At 62.5% G+C, this 25,222-nt stretch carries 23 protein-coding genes, 1 tRNA gene and 3 pseudogenes; 11 read left to right on the plus strand and 16 right to left on the minus strand.

Going from position 1 to position 25,222, the window contains the following annotated elements:
- Positions 1–98: 98 nt before the first annotated feature.
- Positions 99–329 (plus strand): annotated as a pseudogene (locus tag NKH49_RS28685) (transposase domain-containing protein); the annotation flags it as partial.
- A 67-nt stretch (positions 330–396) separates the two neighbouring features.
- Positions 397–870 carry a YcxB family protein gene (locus tag NKH49_RS28690; RefSeq protein WP_352614504.1) on the plus strand — a complete coding sequence of 158 codons (474 nt, stop codon included), beginning with the start codon at positions 397–399 and terminating at the stop codon, positions 868–870.
- A 381-nt stretch (positions 871–1,251) separates the two neighbouring features.
- Here NKH49_RS28690 and NKH49_RS28695 read toward each other — a convergent pair.
- Positions 1,252–1,327, minus strand: a tRNA-Ile gene (locus NKH49_RS28695).
- 173 nt (positions 1,328–1,500) lie between these two features.
- Between NKH49_RS28695 and NKH49_RS28700 the strand changes: the two genes are divergently transcribed.
- On the plus strand, positions 1,501–2,211 hold the full coding sequence (locus tag NKH49_RS28700) for an SIMPL domain-containing protein (protein ID WP_352472400.1): 711 nt from the start codon (positions 1,501–1,503) through the stop codon (positions 2,209–2,211).
- 132 nt (positions 2,212–2,343) lie between these two features.
- Here the strand turns inward: NKH49_RS28700 and NKH49_RS28705 are convergent, their stop codons facing one another.
- Together NKH49_RS28705 and NKH49_RS28710 are read right to left on the minus strand one after the other, a co-directional pair.
- Positions 2,344–2,703 (minus strand): hypothetical protein, encoded by a 360-nt coding sequence (locus NKH49_RS28705; RefSeq protein WP_352637442.1) that lies wholly within the window; start codon positions 2,701–2,703, stop codon positions 2,344–2,346.
- Between the two features lie 225 nt (positions 2,704–2,928).
- Positions 2,929–3,375, minus strand: a complete 447-nt coding sequence (locus tag NKH49_RS28710) for a YcgN family cysteine cluster protein (protein ID WP_023678278.1) — start codon at positions 3,373–3,375, stop codon at positions 2,929–2,931.
- A gap of 235 nt (positions 3,376–3,610) precedes the next feature.
- Between NKH49_RS28710 and NKH49_RS28715 the strand changes: the two genes are divergently transcribed.
- A complete protein-coding gene (locus NKH49_RS28715) occupies positions 3,611–5,614 on the plus strand; it encodes an OmpA family protein (protein ID WP_352928942.1) in 2,004 nt (667 codons plus the stop codon).
- Positions 5,615–5,853: 239 nt separating this feature from the next.
- Positions 5,854–6,365 (plus strand): annotated as a pseudogene (locus tag NKH49_RS28720) (TIGR00645 family protein).
- 54 nt (positions 6,366–6,419) lie between these two features.
- Here the strand turns inward: NKH49_RS28720 and NKH49_RS28725 are convergent.
- The 3 genes from NKH49_RS28725 to NKH49_RS28735 form a co-directional block, all read right to left on the minus strand.
- Complete coding sequence (locus NKH49_RS28725) at positions 6,420–7,286, minus strand: SDR family oxidoreductase (protein ID WP_352473967.1); 867 nt, start codon at positions 7,284–7,286, stop codon at positions 6,420–6,422.
- A 114-nt stretch (positions 7,287–7,400) separates the two neighbouring features.
- Positions 7,401–8,036 (minus strand): helix-turn-helix transcriptional regulator, encoded by a 636-nt coding sequence (locus tag NKH49_RS28730; RefSeq protein ID WP_352473965.1) that lies wholly within the window; start codon positions 8,034–8,036, stop codon positions 7,401–7,403.
- 7 nt (positions 8,037–8,043) lie between these two features.
- Positions 8,044–8,913: a S1C family serine protease gene (locus NKH49_RS28735; RefSeq protein WP_352491489.1), complete on the minus strand. Its 870-nt coding sequence runs from the start codon at positions 8,911–8,913 to the stop codon at positions 8,044–8,046.
- Positions 8,914–9,082: 169 nt separating this feature from the next.
- Between NKH49_RS28735 and NKH49_RS28740 the strand changes: the two genes are divergently transcribed.
- On the plus strand, positions 9,083–10,033 hold the full coding sequence (locus NKH49_RS28740) for a S1C family serine protease (protein WP_023678284.1): 951 nt from the start codon (positions 9,083–9,085) through the stop codon (positions 10,031–10,033).
- Here NKH49_RS28740 and NKH49_RS28745 read toward each other — a convergent pair.
- Positions 10,030–10,455, minus strand: coding sequence for a VOC family protein (locus tag NKH49_RS28745; protein ID WP_352473963.1), 426 nt, complete (start codon positions 10,453–10,455; stop codon positions 10,030–10,032). The two genes, NKH49_RS28740 and NKH49_RS28745, sit on opposite strands and share 4 nt — an antisense overlap.
- A gap of 66 nt (positions 10,456–10,521) precedes the next feature.
- Between NKH49_RS28745 and NKH49_RS28750 the strand changes: the two genes are divergently transcribed.
- On the plus strand, positions 10,522–11,148 hold the full coding sequence (locus NKH49_RS28750; protein ID WP_352683626.1) for a TetR/AcrR family transcriptional regulator: 627 nt from the start codon (positions 10,522–10,524) through the stop codon (positions 11,146–11,148).
- Here the strand turns inward: NKH49_RS28750 and NKH49_RS28755 are convergent.
- Positions 11,081–12,037, minus strand: a complete 957-nt coding sequence (locus tag NKH49_RS28755; RefSeq protein WP_352450726.1) for a LysR family transcriptional regulator — start codon at positions 12,035–12,037, stop codon at positions 11,081–11,083. The two genes, NKH49_RS28750 and NKH49_RS28755, sit on opposite strands and share 68 nt — an antisense overlap.
- 110 nt (positions 12,038–12,147) lie before the next feature.
- Between NKH49_RS28755 and NKH49_RS28760 the strand changes: the two genes are divergently transcribed.
- From NKH49_RS28760 to NKH49_RS28770, 3 genes are all read left to right on the plus strand, one after another.
- Positions 12,148–12,792 carry an FMN-dependent NADH-azoreductase gene (locus NKH49_RS28760; protein WP_352928944.1) on the plus strand — a complete coding sequence of 215 codons (645 nt, stop codon included), beginning with the start codon at positions 12,148–12,150 and terminating at the stop codon, positions 12,790–12,792.
- A gap of 132 nt (positions 12,793–12,924) precedes the next feature.
- Entirely contained in the window at positions 12,925–14,307 is a 1,383-nt protein-coding gene (locus NKH49_RS28765; RefSeq protein ID WP_352928946.1) for a 3' terminal RNA ribose 2'-O-methyltransferase Hen1, read from the plus strand.
- On the plus strand, positions 14,304–16,880 hold the full coding sequence (locus NKH49_RS28770) for a polynucleotide kinase-phosphatase (protein WP_352928948.1): 2,577 nt from the start codon (positions 14,304–14,306) through the stop codon (positions 16,878–16,880). The genes NKH49_RS28765 and NKH49_RS28770 overlap by 4 nt, the downstream gene beginning before the upstream one ends.
- Before the next feature lie 8 nt (positions 16,881–16,888).
- On the opposite strand, the gene NKH49_RS28775 is transcribed toward NKH49_RS28770, so the two are convergent.
- Both NKH49_RS28775 and NKH49_RS28780 read right to left on the minus strand, forming a co-directional pair.
- Positions 16,889–17,179 carry an HlyU family transcriptional regulator gene (locus NKH49_RS28775; RefSeq protein ID WP_023719334.1) on the minus strand — a complete coding sequence of 97 codons (291 nt, stop codon included), beginning with the start codon at positions 17,177–17,179 and terminating at the stop codon, positions 16,889–16,891.
- A 112-nt stretch (positions 17,180–17,291) separates the two neighbouring features.
- Positions 17,292–17,975 carry a PadR family transcriptional regulator gene (locus NKH49_RS28780; protein WP_352928950.1) on the minus strand — a complete coding sequence of 228 codons (684 nt, stop codon included), beginning with the start codon at positions 17,973–17,975 and terminating at the stop codon, positions 17,292–17,294.
- Between the two features lie 358 nt (positions 17,976–18,333).
- Here NKH49_RS28780 and NKH49_RS28785 point away from each other — a divergent pair, with 358 nt between their 5' ends.
- The gene (locus NKH49_RS28785) at positions 18,334–18,456 is read left to right on the plus strand and encodes a DUF2798 domain-containing protein (RefSeq protein WP_352928952.1); all 123 of its coding nucleotides are present in this window, start codon (positions 18,334–18,336) and stop codon (positions 18,454–18,456) included.
- Positions 18,457–18,519: 63 nt separating this feature from the next.
- Here NKH49_RS28785 and NKH49_RS28790 read toward each other — a convergent pair whose 3' ends face one another.
- The 6 genes and pseudogenes from NKH49_RS28790 to dnaG form a co-directional block, all read right to left on the minus strand.
- Positions 18,520–18,900 (minus strand): thiol-disulfide oxidoreductase DCC family protein, encoded by a 381-nt coding sequence (locus tag NKH49_RS28790; protein WP_352450721.1) that lies wholly within the window; start codon positions 18,898–18,900, stop codon positions 18,520–18,522.
- A gap of 210 nt (positions 18,901–19,110) precedes the next feature.
- The gene (locus NKH49_RS28795; RefSeq protein WP_292658752.1) at positions 19,111–19,404 is read right to left on the minus strand and encodes a GYD domain-containing protein; all 294 of its coding nucleotides are present in this window, start codon (positions 19,402–19,404) and stop codon (positions 19,111–19,113) included.
- Between the two features lie 207 nt (positions 19,405–19,611).
- Positions 19,612–20,010, minus strand: a pseudogene (locus NKH49_RS28800) (sigma-70 family RNA polymerase sigma factor); the annotation flags it as partial.
- A gap of 135 nt (positions 20,011–20,145) precedes the next feature.
- Positions 20,146–20,709 carry a hypothetical protein gene (locus NKH49_RS28805; protein ID WP_352473952.1) on the minus strand — a complete coding sequence of 188 codons (564 nt, stop codon included), beginning with the start codon at positions 20,707–20,709 and terminating at the stop codon, positions 20,146–20,148.
- Between the two features lie 38 nt (positions 20,710–20,747).
- A complete protein-coding gene (gene rpoD, locus NKH49_RS28810) occupies positions 20,748–22,769 on the minus strand; it encodes an RNA polymerase sigma factor RpoD (protein ID WP_023678297.1) in 2,022 nt (673 codons plus the stop codon).
- 374 nt (positions 22,770–23,143) lie between these two features.
- Positions 23,144–25,105 (minus strand): DNA primase, encoded by a 1,962-nt coding sequence (dnaG, locus tag NKH49_RS28815; RefSeq protein ID WP_352473950.1) that lies wholly within the window; start codon positions 25,103–25,105, stop codon positions 23,144–23,146.
- Positions 25,106–25,222 lie beyond the last annotated feature (117 nt).

The raw sequence follows: 25,222 nt of genomic DNA on the forward strand, positions 1-25,222 counted from the left end.
CTCTTCGCTGTTCTCGCAGCGAAGCCGATGTCCGAAATACGGGTGCCAACGGTAATGGACCTCGACCTCCTGCCCAACATGGGCAGAATGACCCCGAGATGGCTCTGGGCCGCAAGAATTGGCTGTTTGCCGGATCGAAGGCTGGTGGCGATCGTGCAGCCGCCATCTACACAGTTATCGAGACGGCAAAGCTCAACGGACTCGAGCCGCAGGCCTACATCGCCGATGTCATCGCCAAGATCGCTGGCGACTGGCCAGCAGCGCGGTGGGATGAGCTCTTGCCCTGGAACTGGCGGCCGACAGTGCACAATGTAGCTGAAGCTGCATAATCCAAGCGGGGCGATTTGCGCGGTTGGATCGTTGCCCAACAATCCAAACTGTTGCACATATTGCGCTATGAGCATTTCAATCAACTACGCCTCTCAGCGCAACGAAGTTTGGCAGTGGTATTGGCGTACTTGGCGTCACAGCCTCTGGAAGACACACTGCAGCATTTTCATCGCAGTAATTGTAGCGGCCTCTCTCGGAATTTTTGGCGGCGTGCCGACTGGATGGACGGGCCTCGCTCTGGTTGGCGCCATCGGTATCTTGCCGTTAGCGGGCTTCGTGTTGTTTCCAATGCTCAAATTCAAACCGGAAGTGCGGACCCTTGCGGTCGATGGCGAAGGTATAGCCACCACCATAGGCAAACGCAGCGCTACTATACCTTGGGCAGAAATAGCCGATGTTCGAGAAGACGGCGATGCCCTCATAATCCAGCGGCGCAACCTCAACGCATTTATTGTCCCGGCCCGCGCGTTTCAGTCAGCAGAAGCCAAGCTGCAATTCCGAGATTTCGTGAAGGCAAAGGTCCTCTCTACCGATAGCTAAGCGAGACCCAGCCAGTGCAAAAATTTCGACGGTCTTCAGGCCACGCTTACGCCGAACACATTCGATCGCGAATTCGGCTTCTCACGCATGGGCTACGAGATCGCCTGGGGTGCGGCGATGGCCGATGTAGCATCCAGACAGTAATTCGAGGTCGATTGCGTAGGGGACTATGCGCGGCTTTCTATTCCGAACACCGTGCCGGCGTCGTTCAAGCACTTGATAAACGATCCTGACACTCCACCGGCGGTTGGCAACACATCTGCGGCCTCCAGAGGCCCACCATAAGTCAATAAAATCAAACGCTATGGACGGCGGTTCGCCTGCCTTGACTTGGCTAGCCAAGTGCAACAATGCCTCTAAATCATTGAAAGATAACGATAATGGTGGGCCCGGAGGGACTCGAACCCCCAACCAAGCGGTTATGAGCCGCCGGCTCTAACCATTGAGCTACAGGCCCCACGGCGCTGGATTAGTGTTTTTCCCTGAACCGCACAAGGCTTTCCGAGCAGGCGTTCCAAGGGGGCTGGCAGGGATCGCCCAAATCAGCCCATATTGATAACCTATTGCACGTCGCCCATTGGACGCCGGCCAACACTCGGCTGTCTTGGGATCCCAGATCGAGGAGATTTCATGACCAGACGTATCTTGCCCCTGGCGATTGCCGCCGCAATCGCATTTCCGGCGATCGCGGCCGCCGCCGATTCGCCACCGCCGCCGCGTATCGTCGTCACCGGTGAAGGCGAGGCGGCGATAGCACCCGATCTGGCTCTGCTGACGCTCAGCGTCATGCGCGAAGCCAAGACGGCACGTGCAGCGCTCGATGCCAATAACGACGCCATGGCCGCGGTGATCGCTGCCATGAAATCGTCCGGCATCAAGGAGCGCGACCTGCAGACAGCGGGCATCCAGATCAATCCGCGCTATAATTACACCAACAAGCCCGACGGCAGCCAGGAGGCCGAGCTTGTCGCCTATCAGGTGACCAACACGCTTTCGGTGCGCGTCCGCGACATCGACAAGACCGGCGACATTCTCGACAAGGCGGTGTCGCTCGGCGTCAACCAGGGCGGCGGCATCTCCTTCTCCAACGACGATCCGGCGGCAGCCGTCACCGAGGCGCGCAAGAAGGCCGTCGCCAATGCCATGGCCAAGGCCAAGACGCTGGCCGAAGCGGCCGGCGTCGGCATCGGCCGGGTCCTGGAAATCACCGACCAGAATTTCGCACCACCGCCGATGCCGATCAACGCCAAGGCATTCGATGCCGCCGGCGCGTCGGTCCCGGTGCAAGCCGGCGAGAATTCCTATACCGCACAGGTGACGGTGACTTTCGAATTGAAATGATCATCGCTTGCAGCATGAAAAAACCCCGGAGGATCGATCCTCCGGGGTTTTTTGAGCCGCGCTTTCCGTCCTGGCGGAAAGGGCTCCGCTACTCTACCGGCTGCAAGTCAGCCGGCCGCAAGCCCGAAGACCTTAGCGATAGATGATCGGACAGCCGCGCTCGTTGGCGAATACGATTACGACGCGGTCGCCATACTGGCGGCCGGCGACCTTGACCGTGCGGCGGTTGATGTCGATGATGCGGGCGCGGTGCAGGCCCATGCGTTCGGCCTTGTCAATGGCACGCTCCGGCGAACAGGACCGGCGCCAGCCGCCATGACGGCGGTGTTCGCGATAGTAACCATCATCTTCGTCGCCGGTATAGACGCCGACGCGCGGATCCTGGTTGTTGCCGAAGCCGAGATAGATGCTGTCAGCATGAGCGGGGATGGCAGCAAGCGTGCCAAGGCCGACAAGTGCCGAAAGAGCAACCGTCTTGATGGTATTGAACATTGTCTTCTCTCCTTGTTTGAGGGTTTCCACCCGTTTTCGTCAAACCTATGCGAGGAGAATGCACCCGCCTGTCTGAATTTTTTGCGAACCGGCCATTCATCCCCCGTTCATGCGGCAAGAATGGGCCAGCCGTTAGTCTGTCCGTTTCTGGAACCGTTCTATGCAGGGCAGATGGGGAACGTACCCTTTTGCCATGGTTCCCGGTCTTCGTTACCGCAGGAAATCCTAAGGCTCGTCCGCGAGCATATGGTCGAAATAGTCGTCCGGCTCGGCAAGGTCGGTCTCGCTGGCGCTGACCCGGCCGCGCATCGAGATGCCGGCCTCGTGCACGGTCTCGTCGCTTCCCGACACCAGCCTGTGCCACCAATAGAGATCGCGGCCCTCGGCCACCAGCCGGTAAGCGCAGGTCTTGGGCAGCCAGCTGATGGTGCGCACGTTCTGCGGCGTCAGCCCGACGCAATCCGGAACACGCGCCAGCCGGTTGGCATAGTCGGAGCAGCGGCAGCTTCCAGCGTCGAACAGCCGGCAGCCGACGCTGGTCCAGTAGATCTCTCCGGTGTCCTCGTCTTCGAGTTTCGACAGGCAGCACTTGCCACAACCGTCGCAGAGTGATTCCCACTCGGCCGGGGTCATCGCCTCGAGCGTCTTGGTCTTCCAGAACGGCTTTTCCATCGTCGGCATGTGGCCCCCGGACGCTTCAAGGTCAAGCACGGCAACCGTGCACCCTCGTCCGAACGATACGCCGGGACCATACGCCGGAACATACGCCAGGACCATACGAATGACATGAAGTCGCCTTCAAAACGCCGGTCAATCGCCCTGTGCCACAGCTAGAACCTACAAACAGGAACCAAACATGGTTGCTGAAAGTTTGGGCATGGATGGGACGCCACAAGGAGTGTTTATGATGAAACGCCAACCACGGATTCTGGCAGGCACGGCGCTTGGCCTGTTGATGGCGTCCGCGCCGCTAGGCGCGTTCCCACTGCAAGGCGACGCCGCATTCGGCCCCGTGCAACGTACCGCAGCGCCGCTCATCCCAGTGCAATCGAGTTGCGCCGAGGGCGAGTCGGCGGAGGCCTGCGCGCAAAGCCAGCAGGCAGAGCAGCCCAGAAAGAAGAAGCGCGACCAGCAGCAGCAAACGGAATCCGCTCCGGCCGAGCAGGCGGCTCCAGCCGAGTCCGAGCAACCCCGCAAGAAGCGGCGCAATCAGCAGCAGCAAACAGAATCCGCTCCGGCCGAGCAGATCGCTCCAGCCGAGACCGAGCAACCCCGCAAGAAGCGGCGCAATCGGCAGCAGATCGAAGCGGCCCCATCGGAACAACCGGCCGAGCAGGCAGCGCCGGCAAACGACAACCAGCCCAACGTCAACCCGCGCAAGAAGAAGCAAAAACAGAACCAGCAGATCGAGGCTGCCCCGGCAGAACAGGCTCCGACTGTCGAGCCCGGACAAAAGCCGGGCAAGCGCAAGAAGCCTGCTGAATTGACCGGACCCGCCACGGAGGCGGAAGGCCAGCCGGCGCCGACCAATAAGGAAGCGACCCCACAGGCCCAACCGGCTCCGATCGAGCAGCAGGCCGCTCCCGTCCAGGGCGAACAGCCCCAGGACAAGATCAAGAAACGTGGCAAGAGGCCTGTCGGCGAACAGCCGGTGACAGGAGAGCAACAGCCCTCGACCGGCGAACAGCCTTCGACTGGCCAGGCCGCGCCGGTCCAGGGGGAAAATCCGGTCCAGGGTGAAGCCCAGGCCAATCCGAACGAGGCACCTGTTCTGGACAGCCAGAAGGATGTCTTGCGCAAGCGCAAGGGTGGCAAGGAGCGCGGCCAAAATGCCGGTAAGCAGCAGGGCAACCAGCCCGCCCAGCAGGGCGAGAACCAGGTGGAAGCCCCGAAGCCGGCTCCGGTCGATCAGGGGCCGCCACCGACCGACGACCGGGCAGCCCAGCGGGAGATCAAGCCTGAAAAGATCGTTCCGGTGACCGAGGAAAAAGGCAAGCGCGTCGAGCGTGCGCCGGACGTCGAGGATGTTCGTCGTCGTCCGCGCCCCCAGGGTGCCAACGTCGTCAGGGAATTCGGCGACCGCGTTATCCTGCAGTTCAACAACCAGACGTTCGTCGAAAGCAGTGATGCACCGCGCATGCACCGCGGCGCCAGGAATGTCTATTACGAGGACCTGTCGGGCGATCGCACCCGGGAAATCGTTGAGCGTGACAATGGTGTCCGGATCGTCACCATCCGCAACCGCTACGGCGACGTCATCCAGCGTTCACGCTTCGCGCCCGACGGCCGCGAATATGTGCTGAGCTATGTCGACGAGCGGAACTATGACGACGATGCAGACTGGCGCGACCCGGGCGACGACCTGCCGCCGATGCGCCTTACCATCCCGCAAGAGGAATACATTCTGGATTCCGAAGAGGTCGAGGATCCGGACGACTACTACACCTTCCTCGAACGGCCGCCGGTCGAGAGGGTCCAGCGCCTCTATTCGATCGACGAGGTCAAGCGCTCGGCCCGCGTGCGCGACATCGCCCGCCGCATCGACCTCGACACGCTCAACTTCGAATTCGGTTCGGCCTCGATTTCCGACACCGAGGTCCAGAAGCTGGAGGGTGTTGCCAACGCCATGGACAAGCTGCTGAAGAAAAACCCGGCCGAGAGCTTCCTGATCGAGGGCCATACCGACGCTGTCGGCACACCGGAAGCGAACCTTGCTCTGTCCGACCGCCGCGCCGAGGCGGTCGCCGAAGCCTTGACCAACGCCTTCGGCATCCCGCCGGAGAACCTGACGACGCAGGGCTATGGCGAGGAGTATCTCAAGGTCAACACGTCGGGACCCAACCGCGAGAACCGCCGCGTCGCCATCCGCCGGATTACCCCCCTGGTAGCGCCTGTGGCCAGCGCCCAATAAACCGCAATGTGAACCGCGCGATTTGATCAACCATTGAATCGCGCGGTCATCAATCTTGAAACGCGCGGTTACCCATCCCAGATTCTGGAAAGGGCGTTCCCTGCCCTGTCCCGACTCCAGCGGGACACACGAGCCCCGCCGGTTCCCCTCCCCGGCGGGGTTTCGTTTTTTTGAAACCTTGCAAACCGCCGCAGCCTGCCCGAAATACGGCACTCCGACAACGGAGCCCGAATCGCCGCATGAAGCGCCTCGAACTCGCCATCGAATCGATCATTCTCGCCTCGCGCTGGCTGCTGGTCGCCTTCTATCTCGGACTGGGTGCGGCACTTGCCATCTATGCCGTGTCCTTCGGCAACAAGCTGTTCGAGTTCGTCTCCGTTGCCTTCACGCTCGATGACACCGACACCATCCTGAAAATACTCGGCCTCATCGATGCCGCGCTGGTCGCCTCACTGGTGGTGATGGTGATCATCTCGGGTTACGAAAACTTCGTCAGCCGCTTCGATGAAAATGACGGCAAGGTGCATTGGCTGGGCACGATCGATGTCGGCTCGAGGTCAAGGTCGCCTCGACAATCGTAGCGATCTCCTCGATCCACCTCTTGCAGGTGTTCCTGAACTCGGTCTCCTACACGACCGACCAGCTGATGTGGCTGACCATCATTCATCTGGCCTTCGTTCTGTCGGCACTGATGCTTGCCTATATCGACCGGCTGATGGGTCTTGGCAAAGCCAAGAAAGCCGAAGACTGAGCACACGTCTGTGCCGGTCTTTAAGAGATATGCCTGTCAGCTAGATACTTTCCGTCAGTAGATACCTTTGATTTTGGTATCCGTCCGGCCGAACACCTCGTCCGGCACAAAAAAGTCGCCGGCGAGCGGGCCTGTCGCACCCGGCGCATAGGCCGAGAAATCGCTGACGCCCTCAGCGCGCAGCACTTCTTCGTCAATGTAGAAATTGCCGGTCGCCTCACGCGACGGCCTGACCAGGATGGCGTATGCCGCATCGGCCATGATGTCGGGCGAACGGCTCATCGCCGCCACCGTCGCCCCGCCCAGGAGGTTACGCACCGCCGCCGTGTCGATGGTCGAGATCGGCCATAGCGAATTGACCGCAATGCCGTCCCTGGCGAACTCGGCGCTCATGCCCAGCGTGCACATCGACATGCCGAACTTTGCCATCGTGTAGGCGACATGGTTCTTGAACCACTTGGCCTTCATGTCGAGCGGCGGCGCCAGATTCAAGATGTGAGGATTTTCCGCCAACCTCAAGTGCGGAATGCACATTTTGGAGACGAGAAAAGTGCCGCGCGTGTTGATCTGGTGCATCAGATCGTAGCGCTTCATATCGGTCTCCAACGTGCCGGTGAGCTGGATGGCACTGGCGTTGTTGACGCAGATATCGACGCCGCCGAACCGCTCCACGGTCTTGGCGACCGCCTCGGCGACCTGTTCTTCATCCCGAATGTCGCACAGCGCCGGCAGCGCCTTGCCGCCGGCCTGCTCGATCTCGTGCGCCGCCGTGTAGATCGTCCCGGGCAGCTTCGGATGCGGCTCGGCGGTCTTGGCCGCGATCGTCACATTGGCGCCATCGCGCGCGGCGCGCAGCGCAATCGCCAGCCCGATGCCGCGCGACCCGCCGGAGATGAAAAGCGTCTTTCCCTTGAGCGACATCCTTGCGCCTTCCTGCAACATGAAAGACACGATCCTTGCGCGGCTGAGAACCGCCGCGCAAGGCCCAACACACCGCATGCGGGTTACGCTGCGTCGGCCTTGAGACAATCTGAACTAGACCAGCACCAGGCCCTGCCGCATGGCGATGGCAATCGCGTCGGTGCGGTTGGCGGCACCGAGCTTCGTCAGGATCGCAGCGACGTGGAACTTCGCCGTGTGCACGGAGATGTTCAGCCGTCGCGCGATGACCTTGTTGGGCGCGCCCTCGGCCAGCAGCGCCAGCACCTCGCCTTCCCGCGGCGAAAGCGTCGGCCGGACGATATGCTCGTCAGTCGGTTCCTCTTCGAACCGGTCGCTGCCATGGAAGGTCAAATCGTGATGCAGATCGGATAGAGCATGACTGTCACGCGAAATCCGGTAGCCCGCAGCCGCGAGCCGCGCGGCGGCGGCGATCAGCAACTCGTCCGCTTGCACGGGCAGCACGGCAAACACTGTATCGGCCGGCCGTTCGCGGGCCGCTCGCGACGATAGCAGCACGCGAGGCATAGCCGCGTCGACGAGCCCGCCTTGTAGCCCATGATCATCGACGATGGCGACATCCGCCGCCTCACGCCCGTCGACTTCGCCGGCCAGAACCGGCCGCAGATCATCGGTCGCGGCGAGAATGGCGGACAGACTTCGCGTGCGCTCGGCGTCACCGAGCGCGATCAGCACCGTCAGCCGTCTGCCAGCGACCTCACCGCTTACCATCTATCCCTCAGCTCAGTGGCTTTTCACCGATGGTCAGGGAAACCTCACGATTCTCGCCGCCGCGCACCACGCCGAGTGTCACCAAGGCACCGGCGCTGTCCGGCCCGAGCTTGCGGATCAGCTCGCGCGGGCCATGCACCGTCTCTGCGTTCCACGACACGATGATGTCGCCGAGACTGAGACCGGCTGATTTCGCCGGCCCGTTATCGTCGAGACTCATCACCATGGCGCCCTGTGTATCACCATTGCGGACCGGATGCAGGCCGGCGCCAAGATAGCCGCGCGCCACATGACCCTTCTCGCGCAGCGTCGTGACTGCCCGCTCGATCGTTTCGTAAGGCATGACCAGCGCCCGCCGGCGTGGCCCGAACAGCAGCATGCCGATCAGTCCGCCCTTGGCGTCGAGCACAGGGCCACCCTCGAAACGGCCGCCGGCATTGACGGCAAGGTTGATGCGCCGGTCGATCGTGCCACCGCGCATTGAACGCCAGGCCGGGCCGACCTCGCCGACCGTGCCGAAGGTAGCGAGCGAGGTGCCGTCGCTATTGCCCGCCACGACCACCAGGTTGCCCGGCCGCACCGCATCCGCCTTTACCAGTGACGGGGCGGCCGGCGCGCCGGCCGGTTTCAAAACGGCCGTGCCGGTGGACGGGTCGCGGCCGACCAGTTCCGCCTTGACGGCTTCGCCCGAAGAAAACGTCAGCTCGATCTCCTCGCCGGCCTCGACCGCCTCCTCGGCAGTGACGAAATAGCCGTCCCGCCAGTGGAAAGCAGTTGACGTCCGGTGGTGCGTCGCGAAGCTGGCCGTCGCTGGTGCCGCGGCTGCCGCGATGTCGGCAATGGCGTCGGAAAACGTGCTCAGATTGAAATCGCTCATGATTTGTCTCCTGGGTTCTTCGTGACCCAGATATCGCCCGGCAGGGCGTTGGCGGATACTCGCCTGACGGCTAGTTGGGCATTTGACTGGCCATCTGGTCAGGTCGCGGCCGGTCCGGCCGCTCCGCACATATAGGCATTGTTCACATTGTTCCAAACGGAGCCCTCGGATGGCCCTGCCCGCCCAGCAATTGCAATATGACGATGCCCTTCTCGATGCCTATTCGGCGACGGTCGCCGATGCCGTCGACCGCATCGGGCCCGCCGTCTGCCGCATCGAGCGCATCGGTGGCCCGGGTGGCCATGGCTCCGGCTTCGTCATCGCGCAGGACGGGCTGGTCGTCACCAACTTCCACGTCGTCGGCGATGCGCGCAGCGTACGCGTGTCAATGCCGGACGGCGCCTCCAGGGAAGGCCGCGTGCTCGGCCGCGATCCCGACACCGACATTGCGCTGGTGCGCGCCGACGGCAACTTTGCCGATGTTGCGCCGCTTGGCGATTCCAAGCGTTTGAGGCGCGGCCAGATTGCTATTGCCATCGGCAATCCGCTCGGCTTCGAATGGACCGTCACCACTGGCGTCGTCTCGGCACTCGGCCGCTCGATGCGTGCCTCCACCGGCCGGCTGATCGACGACGTCATCCAGACCGACGCCGCGCTCAACCCCGGCAATTCTGGCGGACCGCTGGTGTCCTCGGCTGGCGAGGTGATCGGCGTTAACACCGCGATGATCCACGGTGCGCAAGGCATCGCCTTCGCGGTTGCCTCCAACACCGCCAATTTCGTCATCTCGGAAATCATCCGCTTCGGCCGTGTGCGCCGTGCCTTCATCGGCGTTTCCGCCGACACCACCAACCTGCCGCGCCGCGCAGCCCTTTTGTCGCAAGTATCGAGCAGCACGGCGGTGCGCCTGCGCACCGTCGAAAAGAACAGCCCGGCGGCCAAAGCCGGCCTCAGGGAAGGCGACATTATTGCCGCCATCGACGGCCGCCCGGTCACCGGCGTCGACGATCTGGTGCGCATGCTCGACGCCGAGCGAATCGGCCGCGAGACACTGTGCACGGTGGTGCGCCGCTCCGGCATTACTCAGGTCACCGTGATGCCGTTGGCGCGGGCGAGTTAGCGCGCCGCAGCACCCTGCGCATATTGCGCCATAAATTCTGGGCTCGGCGGGATCGGCCTGATCACGTCGATCAGCACGCCGTTGGGATCCCTGGTGATGAAATGGCGCTGGCCGAAGGGTTCGTCGCGCAGCGTTCGCAGGATCGGCAGGCCAGCGGCGGTGATCCGCTCATAGATGGCATCCGGATCCCTGACCTCGAAATTGATCAGCAGGCCAGATGTGCGGCCCCGCCCTTCCTCCGGGATCGTCTCATGATCGCCCTGGACGATGCCGAGGTTGACGCGGCGATCTTCGGCTGAGCGCAGATGCACGTACCAGTAGGCCTCAAACAGCGGCTTGAAGCCGAAATGCGCAACATAAAAGGCTGCCGTGCCGGCAACGTCGCTCGTCATCAGCACCGGATAATAGCTCGTCGTCCTCATCTTTCCTTCTCCCGGCAAATAACATACAGTCTGCATGTAAATGGCAATAACATACAGGCTGCATGTATGCAACAAGGATCCGCTCGTCGCTCCAACCGTGATCGCACCGAGGCGACACGCGCTGAGCTCATCGCCGCGGCTCGCAAACTGTTCACCGAAAAGTCCTATGCCGAGACCGGCACACCCGAGATCGTCGCCGCTGCCGGCGTCACGCGCGGCGCGCTCTATCATCACTTTGCCGACAAGCAGGCGTTGTTTGCCGCTGTGGTCGAACAGGAGGCGCAAGCCGTCTCGGAAGAGATCGAACGCGCGTCGCCGCCTTCGCTATTTGCCCGCGATGCGCTGATTGCCGGCTCGGATGCCTATCTGGCTGCCATGCGTGCGCCCGGCCGCACGCGGCTCTTGCTGCTTGACGGCCCGGCCGTGCTCGGCCGCGCCGCCATGGATGCGATCGACAATCGCCATGGCAACCGTTCGCTGCGCGACGGCCTTGTTGCCGCGATGCGCTCGCACTCCATGACGAGACTGCCTGTGGAAGCACTGACCGCTTTGCTCGCAGCCGCCTTCGACCGCGCAGCGCTCGCAATCGAAACTGGAGCATCGATCGAGGACTATCGCGCCGTTCTCATGGCGCTGATCGACGGCCTGTCTCCGGCTCCTCCTCAGGTATCTCACCCGGTTCGAACTCGTTGAAACAGCCTAGCTGGCGCTTGAACTGGTCGATCAGCCAGGCGGCCGCCGGTTTCGGGCTGCGATCGGCGCGGTGCATGGCATAGAGCGGCGAGCGGACTTCGCTGTAAGGCTCGAGATCGAGTTCGACGAGCCGGCCGGTCGCCAGATCATCGGCGATGAGCCATCGCGGCAGCCCGCCCCAGCCCAGCCCCTCGCGCATCAGCACGTGCTTGGTGCGCACATCCGTCAGCCGCCAGGTGCGGTAGGCGAAGACGCCATAGTCACGCCCGCGCGTACGCTCGGACTGGTCCGAGACGACCAGTTGGATGTGTTCGCGGACATCCTCTAGCGCCACTGGTCTCGGCAGCAGCGCCAGAGGGTGATCAGGCGCTGCGGCTGGCACCAGGGAGAAGAAGCCGATGCGAAGCAGATTCACGTCCGTCTCACCCAGAAGCCCCCCGATGCCGAGATCGGCCTGTCCGCCGACAACATGATCGAGGATAAGGCCAAGCGAGCCGATATGCAGACGCAGCGTCACGGCCGGGAACTGCGCCTCGAATGCCTTTAGCACCCGAACCAGCACCGGCGACGGTAGCGTCACGTCGACCGACAGCGTCACTTCCGCCTCCAATCCCTGCCGGTATCCGTCGACACGCGAGCGGATGCGTTGCAGCACGCCGACCATGCGCCGCGCATCTTCCAGCGTCGCCTTGCCGACATCGGTCAGTTGCGGTTCACGCGTGCCCTCGCGCTCGAACAGCTTCAGCCCGAGCTGCGCTTCGAGGTTGGCGATGGCGTAGCTGATCACCGATTGCGCGCGATTCAATTTGCGCCCGGCGGCCGAGAAGCTGCCGGTCTCGGCCACCGCAACCAGGATCTGCAGTTGGTCAAGCGTCGGGTTCGGTTGCATCGTTCAATCCACATTTTAGATGGATAATATACAAAATATACCAGTTTTTCAAATGGGTCTGCGCACACATATCTGCCGGGAGATTTTGATCCAACCCTGGAGACCCCATTATGTCCATCCTTCTTGTCACATCGAGCCCGCGCGGCGCTGCCTCACACTCGACCCGTATTGCTACTGAATTCGCCGAAAAGCTTGTTGCCGCCGATCCGTCGAACACGCTTGTCGTGCGCGACCTCGTCGCCAATCCGTTGCCGCACATCGATGCCGATTATGCGACCGGCATCTACACGCCGGCCGAAGCGCGCACCTCACGCCAGGCTGAAGTCGTTGGCGTTTCCGATGTTGTTCTGGATGAACTGTTCGCGGCCGATACGGTGATTCTCGCCACCGGCTTCATCAACTTCAACATCTCCTCGACGCTGAAGTCCTGGGTCGATCACATTGCCCGTTCCGGCAAGAGCTTTGCCTATGGCGAGAACGGCCCCAACGGCCTCGTCACCGGCAAGAAGGTCTATATCGTGCTGGCTTCGGGCGGCATCTATTCCGAAGGTGCGGCCGTGCAGTTCGATCACGCCATTCCCTACCTGCGCAGCGTGCTTGGCTTCCTCGGCATGACCGATGTCGAGGTTATCCGCATCGAAGGAGTCGGTATGGGCGCCGATGCGGTGGCAGCAGCGCTGGCCAAGGCCTCGACCAAGGTCGACGCCACTGTGGCCGCGACCGGTAATGCCGAGCGCGTCGCCACCGCGGCGTAAAGCGTCAGGATCGTCTGAATTGTACAAGGGCAGGCGCCCGGCGCCTGCCCTTGTTGTCGTTGGCGACAACCTATTGTGGTGGGCCACACAACCGCCATTGGTTATTCCGCTTGTCTGCGCTATCGGTCGCGGATGTTCCTTTCCGTTGCCACAACGCACCGTCCGGCCACCGATCTCGGCTTCTTGCTGCACAAGCATCCGGATCGCCTGCACGAGACCGACCTGTCTTTCGGCAAGGCGTGGCTGTTCTATCCCGAGGCAACCGAAGAGCGTTGCGAGGCTGCACTCCTGCTCGACGTCGACCCGGTGGGACTGGTGCGAGGCAAGGGCCAGTCAGAAGGCTTGCTAGACCAATTTGTGAACGACCGGCCTTACGCTGCATCATCCTTCCTGTCGGTGGCGCTGAACAAAATGCTGCGGACGGCGATGACCGGTATATCGAAGGAGCGCCAGGAACTAGCCGACAGCGAACTGCCGCTGGAAGCCGTGGTCACGCCACTGCCAACGCGCGGCGATGAGGTTCTGGTTCGAAGTTTGTTCGAACCCTTGGGCTGGACAGTCGATCTGACGCCAATCGAAGGAATCGGGGGTGCTGCGGGCGAGCCCCGGTACGGCCATCTGAAGCTGACCGGCACGGGCCGGCTCAGCGCCTTGTTGAACCACCTCTATGTGCTGATCCCGGTGATGGACGATGCCAAGCATTACTGGGTCGGCGAAGCAGAGATCGACAAGCTGCTGTCCAAAGGCGAAGGCTGGCTGGAAAACCATCCGGCCAAAGACCTGATCGTGCGCCGCTATCTGGGCAATCGCCGGGCTTTGGCCCGCATCGCCCTGGAGCGGCTGGCTCCCGAGACGGCTGGCGAGGCACAACCTGCCGAGCCGCGCGTTACGCCCGAGGAAGCGCTGGAGACGCCTATCCGGCTCAACGATCTGCGCATGGACGCAGTTGTCCACGCCATTCGGGCGACGCGAGGAACCACGGTTGCGGACCTGGGATGCGGTGAAGGCAAGCTGCTCGACAGGCTGGTGCGCGAGCGATGGATTCACAAGCTGTTCGGTCTGGATCCGGCGGCGCGCGAACTGGAATGGGCCGCAAAGCGTCTCAAGCTGAACGAATTAGGCGGGCCGCCCGAGGGCCGGGTCACGCTGCTGCATGGATCGCTGACCTACCGCGACAGCCGTTGGGCCGCAGCCGACGTCGCCGTTCTGGTCGAGGTCATCGAGCATCTCGACGAGGACAGGCTGCCCCTGGTCGAACGCATCGTTTTCGGTGAGACGGCGCCCAAATCCGTCATCGTGACCACTCCGAATGCGGACTACAACGCTCTGTTTCCAAGACTGGTCCCTGGCGCATTTCGCCATCCCGATCACCGTTTCGAATGGAGCCGGGCTCAGTTCCAAGCCTGGGCGGCCAAAATCGGCGAGATCTATGGCTATGCAGCCACCTTCAGCGGTATCGGAGCCGAGGACCCGACCCTCGGCGCCCCCACACAGATGGCGGTGTTCACCCGATGAGAGAACCTGATAAGACCAACCTCACCATTCCTGACTTCGCCCTCGTCGTGCTGATCGGCTCGACCGGATCGGGCAAGTCGACTTTCGCCACCAAGCATTTCCTGACGACCGAGATTATCTCCTCGGACCAGTGCCGGGCGCTGATCTCCGACGACGAAACCGACCAGGACGTCTCTGCGGATGCCTTCGATCTGGTTCGCGAAATAGCCGGCAAGCGGCTCAAACACCGCAGGCTGGCCGTCATCGATGCCACCAATGTGCGAGCCGCCGACCGCAAGCCCTGGATTGAGCTGGCGCGCAAGTGGCACGCTTTGCCCGTCGCCGTGGTCCTCGATCCAGGCGTCGAGGTGTGCGTCGCACGCAATGCGGTGCGAGCCGACCGGCAGTTCGGCGCCGGGGTCGCCCAGCGCATGACAACCGAGGTCCGCAAGGGTCTTGGCGGCCTCCAACGCGAGGGCTTCCGCCAAGTCTGGAAGCTTACCAGCGAGGCCAGCATCGACGCGGCCGAGGTGTCGCGACAGCCGCTGTGGACCGATAAGCGCGACGACCATGGCCCGTTCGATATCATTGGCGACATCCATGGCTGTTCGGATGAGCTTCATATCCTGCTCGCTCGACTGGGCTACAGCGTCGCCTGGTCTGAGCATCAGGGCGACCGAATGGTCACCGTGGTTCCACCAGAGGGCCGCAAGATCGTCTTTGTCGGCGACCTCGTCGATCGCGGCCCCAACTCGCCCGACGTGCTGCGCATTGCCATGAGCATGGTCGCGGCTGGAACGGCTTACTGTGTCCAGGGCAACCATGAACGCAAACTCAGCCGCTGGCTAGAAGGCCGCAAGGTCACTGTCGCTCACGGCCTCCAGCAGACTCTTGATCAGCTAAATGCACAGGACCGAGGCCTGCGCGAGGCGCTGCCGGCCTTTCTCGACGGCCTGCGCAGCCATGTCTGGCTCGATCGCGGAGGCCTCGCCGTCGCCCATGCCGGCCTCAAGGAAGGGATGATCGGACGCGGTTCCGGCGCTGTGCGCGAGTTCGCTCTGTACGGCGAGACCACAGGCGAGACCGACGAATTCGGGCTGCCCGTCCGTGCCGACTGGGCTGCGGCCTATCGTGGCAAGACGGCCATTATCTATGGACATACGCCCACGCTATCGGCCGAATGGGTCAACAACACCCTGTGCATCGACACCGGATGCGTATTCGGCGGCAAGCTGACGGCCTTGCGCTGGCCGGAACGCGAACTGGTCGAGGTGCCGGCAATCGAGACCTGGTCGGAGCCGATACGTCCGCTGGGCGGGTCCGGTCCCGGTAAATCGGCACAGGCCGACGCCGACGGCGTGCTCGATTATCAGGATGTCTCCGGTCGCCGTTGGATCGAGACCGGACTGAGGGGCCGGATTGTCGTGGCCGAGGAGAACGCGTCGGCAGCACTGGAGGTGATGAGCCGCTTCGCGCTCTCGCCGCAATGGCTGATCTATCTGCCGCCGACCATGTCGCCGGCCGAGACCAGCAGCCAGGACGGCTGGCTGGAACGTCCGGAGGATGCCTTCGCTTACTTCCGCGAGCGCGGCGTTGCGCAGATCGTGTGCGAGGAGAAGCACATGGGTTCGCGGGCAGTGATCGCGCTCTGCCGGAACGCGCAGGCGGCACGCAGCCGCTTCGGGGTCCCTGGCGACGAAACCGGCGCAATCTGGACCCGCACCGGACGCTCCTTTTTCAATGACAGTGCCATGACGGAGGACCTGCTCGCCCGTCTTCGCACCGAGGTCGACGCGGCGGATCTGTGGAAGGAATTGAACAGCGACTGGCTGCTGCTGGACGCCGAGATAATGCCTTGGTCCGCCAAGGCCGGCAGTCTGATCGAAAGCCAGTATGCGCCTGTGGCGATATCCTCTGCCGCCGGTTTCAAGGCCAGCAACGAGGCGCTGGCCCGTGCGATGGCGCGCGGCGTCGATGCAGCCGGCCTGAACGCACGCCTTGAAGACCGGGCCGTCCGCGCAGCCAAATACGCCACCGCCTGGGCGCACTACGTATGGCCAGTTTCGGGCGTCGAGGACCTTAAGGCCGCGCCTTTCCACCTGCTGGCCAGCGAGGGACGTGTTTGGTTTGACCAGGACCATGTCTGGCACATGTCGCTCGCGGACCGTCTGGCTGCCCGTGGCGGCGTGGTCACGCCGACTCGATGGCGTATGGTTGACCTCGCCGACGGCAGCGCGTGTGCCGAGGCCGTCGCCTGGTGGGAAGCACTGACCGGCTCAGGCGGCGAAGGCATGGTGGTCAAACCACGCGACTTCGTCAGCCGTGGCAAGAAGGGGCTCATCCAGCCGGCGCTGAAGGTCCGCGGCCCGGAATATTTGCGCATCATCTATGGTCCCGAATATGATGCACCCGACAATCTCGTCCGCCTCCGAGAACGCGGCCTGGCCGGCAAGCGCAGCCTGGCGCTCCGGGAGTTCGCGCTTGGCCACGAAGCGCTAACGCGATTTGTCGCCAAGCAGCCGCTACGCCGGGTTCACGAGTGTGTCTTCGCCGTGCTAGCGTTGGAAAGCGAGCCAATCGACCCAAGGCTGTAGTAGCCGATCTATCCGAAGATCTTTTCGCCTTGCTCGTCGACCAGCTGGATGCCCTTTTTGATCGAGATGTCGACGGCATCATCAAGCCCGGCAAAGCGGTCGGCGCGAATGAATTTGTGCTCCTTCATCACGCCGTCGATCTCTTTCGAAACCACGCCGCAGGTCTGGTACTGGCCCTCCGCCTTGTAGGGCGTGGCGCTGATCAAAAATCCCTTGTGCTCGATCTGCTTTACAGGCGCCGCTGTCTTTGGCTCGGCGGCTTCGTTGCCTCCGCCGAAAAGACGCTTCAGAAAAGACATGGGGTATCCTCCAACGGCAATCATCCTGCACCACATAGCGCGACGCAGGATGATTTTCAGTACCGGTCCTTGGCTGGACCGGCAAGGGCCGCCTGTGGCTTGCCGTTAGAGGTCAGTCGCGCGTCAGTGCTTCCAGGGCTTCCGCGGCAGCTTCCAATATGCTGATTGCCTCGGCCTGCTTTGCTTCAGGCGCATCGACGATCTCCCCGAGCGCGGCGCGCAGCCGGTGGCGCACGGCGCGAAACTCGTCGCGCTTTTCCGAGCGGCCGCGGCCGCGCCGGCCACCGTCGCCGTCATCGTTCCAGCCGAACCAGTCGCGCGCCTTGGCCATCTTGCGGCCGAAGCGCTCGAGATGTTCGAGCACGTGGTCGATCATCTCGCGATTTTCGTTGAGGTGCGCCTGCCCAGCGTCGGTGATTGAAAACACCTTCTTGTTGCCTTCCGCCGCAGAAACGGCGTAGCCGGCCTCCTCCAGGAAGGTCAGCGTCGGATAGACCACGCCGGGGCTCGGGCTGTAGACGCCGCTGGTGCGCTCCTCCAGCGCCTTGATGATGTCGTAGCCGTGCCGCGGCGCCTCGGCCAGCAGCGACAGCGTGATCAGCTTGAGATCGCCGTCGGCCAGCATGCGCCCGGCGCGGAACATGTCGCCCGGCCCGCCGCGTCCGCCGCCTCTCATGCCATGCCCGAACGGGCCAAAGCCGCCGCCACGTCCGCCGAACTTGCCGGCCATATGCATGAAAACGCGCTCGGCGCGTTCGCCGAAACGGTGACGACTGAAATGATTGTCTTTGTGCATTGTCTGCTCCTTGAGTTATGTCTTACGATACATCTCAACTAAGTGCCCGCCACGGTCGAGTCAAGATATATCTTACGATGTATCTGAAAATGGCACCAGCAGGATTGATTTCGCCAGCGAGGGCAGCTGGAGGGTGCATGAGGGCCGAAGGCCGCTCCGTAAGCGTCTGACGTGAAGCAACGCATCCACCCCGGTCGTTCCGGGCAGTTACGCCGACAATACCGGCGAATGGATGCAAGGTGACGAACCGGATGCTTCAGGGAAATCCAAATGACCATGAAAACCCCCCGCAGCAAGCTGCCTGCGCGCTATGCCGCCGTGCTCGGCCCGACTGAAAAGCTTTGGCTTCCAGCCCGACATGCTGGCCACTTGGCTGACGGCTTGGGGCCTGTCCTGGCTGGTGGCCTTTCCGACGCTGCTGCTGGTGCTGCCGGCGGTGCGCCGTATCGTTGGCTGGATTTGCGAGCCCGTGGCTCGATAGCAGGGCACGCGAAAGGCCTGGAAACAATCTCCGGACCTTTCGGTGCGGAGCGAATAATACCCGTTACCAGCGGCCTTTGCGCCGGTTCCAGGCATAGAGCAGATCGGCAAAGCGATCATAGCCATAGCGCGTCAACGGCAGTGCGCCGGGATTGCCGAACAGCGTTGCGAGCCAGCCTTCGCCGGGCGTCGTCCGCCATACAGCAATGGCAACATCGGCGCCGGCCAGCAATTTGCCGTCGGCGTCGATCGCATGCAGCCGGCGCCGGATGTCCTCCAGCCCGATGCCGTATCCGGCCAGCGCCGCCGGTTCGGCATTGATGTCGCGAAATTCGATCCGGCCGGCCTTGACCGCCTCGATCAGCCGCCGCTTCTGCCGGCTGATACCGGCATCACAGACCGGACAGCGCGTATTATACCAGACGGTCAGCAGAGGCTTGCTCATGTTTCGAAACGGCACCAGAGGACACGCACGGATTATCCGAGAAATGCCGTTGCGCCGCAACGTGACACGATACCGGCGGAATGGCCGGCTTCGCTGATCCAGGTCGCCCAAAGGGTACGCAGCGGTTTTACGATAACGACATGCATAAAAAGAAGAGCTTAAAGCGCGTCGCAAGGGCCGTTCAGCGCGACGCGCTTCAGGCGCCGCGGCTCAGCCGAGCGAGGTGATGATCTCGCGATAGGCATCCTCGGGGAAAGCCTTGAGTGTCCGCGTCCTGACGTTTCCGCCCGTCGCCAGCATCAGCGAGAAACGAGCCAGGACGGCATCGTCGGGCGCTTCGAGCACGGCCACCATGTCACAATCCCCCATGGTGAGATAAAATGCCTTGAAGGACCCGCCCATGTCTCCCAGCAGCTTCTTGGCGGCATCGAGCCGCTTCGGCGATTCCCGCACATTTTTGGCGCCTTGCTCCGTCCAGTTGATCAGCACGATGTAAGTTGTCATGGCACACCTCCCTCCGGTGCCACGGAGCACGGCGTCCAACCGCCGGGGCGGGCATCCGGGTTTATCGCCCAGAGAATGCGTCCGTCGCGGAATTATCCTCTCATAGGGCAGGACCCGCAAGAGCCGCGCGTCCAATCGTGATCGCCTATCTCCAAATGGAAAAGGGCGCCACCGGCGCCCTTTAAACTGCTTGTCCGTCACGCGGCCTCAGCTGTCGAGGAAGCTTCTGAGCTTGCGCGACCGGCTCGGGTGCTTGAGCTTGCGCAGCGCCTTGGCTTCGATCTGGCGGATGCGCTCGCGGGTGACCGAGAACTGCTGGCCGACCTCTTCAAGCGTGTGATCGGTGTTCATGCCGATGCCGAAGCGCATTCTGAGCACGCGCTCTTCGCGCGGCGTCAGCGAGGCCAGCACGCGCGTCGTCGTCTCGCGCAGATTGGCCTGGATCGCCGCGTCGATCGGCAGGATCGCCATCTTGTCCTCGATGAAGTCGCCAAGATGCGAATCCTCCTCGTCGCCGACCGGCGTTTCGAGCCAGATCGGCTCCTTGGCGATCTTCAGCACCTTGCGCACTTTTTCCAGCGGCATGGCGAGCTTTTCCGCCAGTTCGGCTCGCGGCCGGTCTCATGCAGCCGACTGCACCACGAGCCCGGTGAACCGTCGATGGCCATTGCCCTATCATGCAAATGTCAACCGCTTTCATCCGGCTGTCACTATCACGGACAAATCCCTGTGGAATTACAGTTATTGAACAACATCAATTCCCGCCGCAAAAAGTCCGTCCGCCGTGCCGCGCCCGGTCAACACGACCCGAGTGCCCTGATGAAGTGTATTACGAAAGTTGTCCGAGATACCGCATAGAGTGCCGGTCATCATCGGCATGCCCGCCAGACTGACTCTATTCGGACAGCGGTAAGACCAACCCGCCGTATCACTGACGGAAAATTCGAGTTGCGTATGCTTCCCCATCAGTGCCGCCAGCCAGAGCGGGTATGCAGTCAGGACAGTTGCACGGATAAAAACGCCGAAAATAAAAGGCAACACAATAACGCCAAAACCAGAAAGGATGAGGGTCTTGATGGACACCTGCGGGGCGTCGAAGTCCCTTGCAAACTTTCGGCAGTAAAGAACGAGAATTAAGCAGCCAGCAGGTATAGCAATCGATTTCGCGATCATATCGTGGTCGCTCACATAACGTTGCGACGGCACAAAAGAATGACCGAAGATCATTGCTCCAAGTAGAGCCAATAGGTGAATGGTAAGACCGGCCAGGCTGAAAACGATGACCCGTGGGAGGAGGCGGCGCAATAACCGTCTCTCTGTTATCTCCCCCACGGAAGCCTAGCCTAACTGTCCAGGAAGCTGCGCAGCTTGCGCGACCGGCTCGGGTGCTTGAGCTTGCGCAGCGCCTTGGCTTCGATCTGGCGGATGCGCTCGCGGGTGACCGAGAACTGCTGGCCGACTTCTTCAAGCGTGTGGTCGGTGTTCATGCCGATGCCGAAGCGCATTCTGAGCACGCGCTCTTCGCGCGGCGTCAGCGAGGCCAATACGCGCGTCGTCGTCTCGCGCAGATTGGCCTGGATCGCCGCGTCGATCGGCAGGATCGCCATCTTGTCCTCGATGAAGTCGCCAAGATGCGAATCCTCCTCGTCGCCGACCGGCGTTTCGAGCGAGATCGGCTCCTTGGCGATCTTCAGCACCTTGCGCACTTTTTCCAGCGGCATGGCGAGCTTTTCCGCCAGTTCTTCTGGCGTCGGCTCGCGGCCGATCTCATGCAGCATCTGGCGCGAGGTGCGCACGATCTTGTTGATCGTTTCGATCATGTGCACCGGAATGCGGATGGTGCGCGCCTGGTCGGCGATCGAACGGGTGATCGCCTGCCGGATCCACCACGTCGCGTAGGTCGAGAACTTGTAGCCGCGGCGGTATTCGAATTTGTCGACCGCCTTCATCAGGCCGATATTGCCTTCCTGGATCAGGTCGAGGAACTGCAGGCCGCGATTGGTGTATTTCTTGGCGATGGAGATGACGAGGCGCAGATTGGCCTCCACCATTTCCTTCTTGGCGATCGCGGCTTCGCGCTCGCCCTTCTGCACCTGGTTGACGATCTTGCGGAATTCCTGGATCGAAATCGCCGTCTCGGTGGCGAGGTTCTGGATCTCGGCGCGCAGGTCGCGGATGGCGTCCTTCTCGTTCTTGGTGAATTCCTTCCAGCCGCGCGAAGTCAGATTGCCGATCGAGCGGGTCCAGTTCGGATCGAGCTCCGAGCCCTGATATTCCTTGAGGAATTCCTCGCGGCGCACGCCATAGCTTTCGGCCAGCCTGAGCAGCTTGCCTTCGTTCTGCACCAGGCGCTTGTTGATGTCGTAGAGCTGCTCGACCAGCGCCTCGATGCGCGCCGTGTTCAAGGACAGCGACTTCACCGCCTTGATCAGCTGGTCCTTCAATTCCTTCAGTCGGCGGTCCTGGCTGGGCGACAGCGTGCCCGCGGCAGCCAGCCGGTTCTCGACCTGCTGGTCCTGCAGCTTGCGCAGTTTCTTGTAGGTGTCGGCAATGACGTCGAGCGTCTCCATCACCTGCGGGCGCAGTTCCGCTTCCATCGCCGCCAGCGACAGGCTCGCCTCGTCATCGTCTTCCTCGTCGTCGTCCACCAGGCCACGCGTGTCGCCGCCGACATTGGTAATGTCGTCCTCGTCCTCGCGCGAACGGCGCGACTTTTCCTCGGTCTTGGCTTCCTCGATACGCTCGACAACCGGCGCCTGCTTGGCCTCCGGCCCGGCATAGGTCGCTTCGAGGTCGATGATCTCGCGCAGCAGGATCTTCGATTCGTTGAGCTCGTCACGCCAGATGATGATGGCCTGGAAAGTCAGCGGGCTTTCGCACAGGCCCGCGATCATCGTCTCGCGGCCGGCCTCGATGCGCTTGGCGATCGCGATTTCGCCCTCGCGCGACAGAAGTTCGACTGAGCCCATCTCGCGCAGATACATGCGGACCGGATCGTCGGTGCGGTCGGTCGGCTCTTTCTTGGTCGTGGTGGCGGCGACGGCGGTGCCGGTCTGCTCGGCCAGCTCGTTGGCGTCTTCCTCGGCGTCAGCGGCGGTATCGGCGGCTTCGGGCTCCTCGCCCTGCTCGTCGTCCTCGACCACGTTGATGCCCATGTCGGAAAGCATGGCCATCGTGTCCTCGATCTGCTCGGAGGTCACTTCCTCCGAGGGCAGCACCGAATTCAGCTCGTCCATGGTGACATAACCGCGCTTCTTGGCGGCCTTGATCATCTTCTTGACAGCATCGTCGGAAAGGTCGAGCAGAGGGCCATCGGTCGCGGCCTCGCGCTCGGTCTCGACTTCTTCCTTTTCTTTTGTCGCCATAGTCTTTATTTTCTCCAAGCGGCTGAGTATCAAAGCCGCGTAAGCTGCCGGTCCGGTCAAATTGGATGCGCTCCTTCCAGAACGCGCTTTACCGGGCCAGTAACTGCATCTCTCGTTAAGTCCAGATTAACCCTGATATCTGTGGCAAGCTGACTGCCTGGCCAGTGATCAGTACCTTACATCGCTGCATTCCCGTCGATGCTGGGGCGGGTTAACGTTTCGAATCGACCTGATTCCGCCATTCTGCCGGAAGGTCAAGCGCCTCTCGCATGATTCGCATGAAAAAAGCGAATCAATTACCCGACTTAGAGCACCGCACGCTTGATTCAACGCGCAAGCACGTCCTTACATTTGAGTCTTCTGGAGGCTTCGATCTAAACGCGCCCAGCTCTGCCCGACGATACGCCAAACCCTTCGATCAGCGCTTCCGTTGCCTGCACATCACGAAATTGCGCCTGGATTTCGACCAGGTGCCGGTAATTTTCGTCCGTGGGATCGCTGGCGAGCGCTGCTTCCGCCTGCTTCAGCTCCTTATGTAAGGTGCGCGCGCTGCGCTGCAAGTGGAGAGCTTGGCTGAACGCATCGCGAGCATCGTCGAGTGCTGCCGTTTCCAGCGCCGGCCATTGCCGCGCACGTTTGATCAGCGCCACCGCGCGCTGCCAGACCTCACCGCAGCCGGCCCGCTCGATCGTCGCGATTACAGCCTCGCGGTTGTTGGCCATATCGTGCGCCATGGCGTCGAGGATGGCCGCATGCAGCCGCTTCAGATCGGAATTGGCGAGATCGAGGAACTCGACATGGGCGAAATTCTCGTCGATCAGCACGGGATGGTTGACGAGGGCCGCAATGATCGTCGCCTCGCGCACCGACATGCCCTCGCCGTCGCGTTTGACCAGCGCCGAGCGGCCGAGGCTTTCGGTGATCGCGGTGCGCCCACCGGCACCGCCGCCACGTGCAAACTGTCCGCCGGGTGCTGAGACCCTGCCCGGGAAGCGCTCACCGGGCCGTCCGTCCTGACGTCCCTGGCGTCCGCGCTGGGCACCGAAGAAGCTCTGCACGCGCTCGCGCATTTCCTGTTGGTAGTGATAGCGAAGGCTCTCGTCGCGGATGCGGCTGGTCAGTTCGCGTAGCGTCTTTTCGAGCTCCGCCCGCCGTTCCGGCGTGTCGAAGATGCCGCCGGCGGTCTCGCGCATCCACAAGAGGTCGGCCAGCGGCCGTGCCTCGGAAAGCACGGCGCGGAACGCATCCGGCCCGTCACCCTTGACCAGATCGTCGGGATCCTTGCCCTCCGGCAGCAGGGCGAAGCGCACGGAGCGGCCTGCCTGGACCGCCGGCAGCGCCATGTCGGCGGCGCGCCACGCTGCCTTCAACCCGGCCTGGTCGCCGTCGAAGCACAGCACCGGCTCGCCAGCCATGCGCCATAGAAGTTCGAGCTGGTTTTCAGTCAACGCGGTGCCGAGCGGCGCCACCACGTTTTCGAAGCCGGCCTGCGCCAGCGCGATCACATCGATGTAGCCCTCTACGGCAATGACCGTGCCGCCCTTGGCCAGCGCCCCCTTTCCGAGCGCTTGCCGCGCACGGGCGAAATTATAGAGCACGTTGCCTTTGTGGAAGAGCTCCGTATCGGGCGAGTTCATGTATTTGGCCAGCGCATCCGGCGCCAGTGCCCGCCCGCCGAAGGCGATGATCTTGCCCCTGGAATCCGGGATCGGGAACATGATGCGGTCGCGGAACCAATCGTAGGAAACCGGGACGTCGTCGCCATGGCGCACCAGCCCGCACGCCTCGATGTCGGCCTTGGGGACACCCTTGGCGGCAAGATGCTCCTTCAGCGCATTGCGGCTGTCGGGTGCATAGCCGAGGCGGAAAGACTGCTGCGTCGCCGGTGTCAGCCCCCGGTCGCGCAGATAGGCGCGGGCCTTTGCCCCTTCCGGTCCCTGCAGCCGTTCCTGGAAGAACGCCGTCGCCATCTCCATGACGTCAGTCAGGCTGGCGCGTTCCTTTTCGCGCCGCTCCTCCTGGGCATCGCGAACCGGCATCGGCACGCCGGCCATGTCGGCGATCTTCTCGACCGCTTCAGGAAAGCTCATCCCGTCAAGTTCGGTCAGGAACTTGAAATGGTCGCCCGAAACCGAGCAGCCGAAGCAATGGTAGCGGCCCTTCTTGTCCTCGCAGTGGAAGGACGGGCTCTTCTCGCCATGGAAGGGACAGCACGCCCAATAGTCGCCGCGCGGCGCGTTAGTCTTCTTCCTGTCCCACGCGACGCGCTGGCCGATCACCGAAGAAATCGGCACGCGGTCGCGGATCTCGTCGAGGAAAGCAGGCGGAAAGCGCATGGGGGACAGCTCGTTTGGCCTCCATATAATCACGCCGGCGAAGCCCGACGACTCCTAATGCGGAACCATACCCGGTTTTCACAGGGCCAAGGGGTCCAGGCGCCTGACGTTGCGTGG

Origin of the sequence: Mesorhizobium sp. M1088 (assembly GCF_040318575.1) — a bacterium.
Lineage (GTDB): Bacteria > Pseudomonadota > Alphaproteobacteria > Rhizobiales > Rhizobiaceae > Mesorhizobium.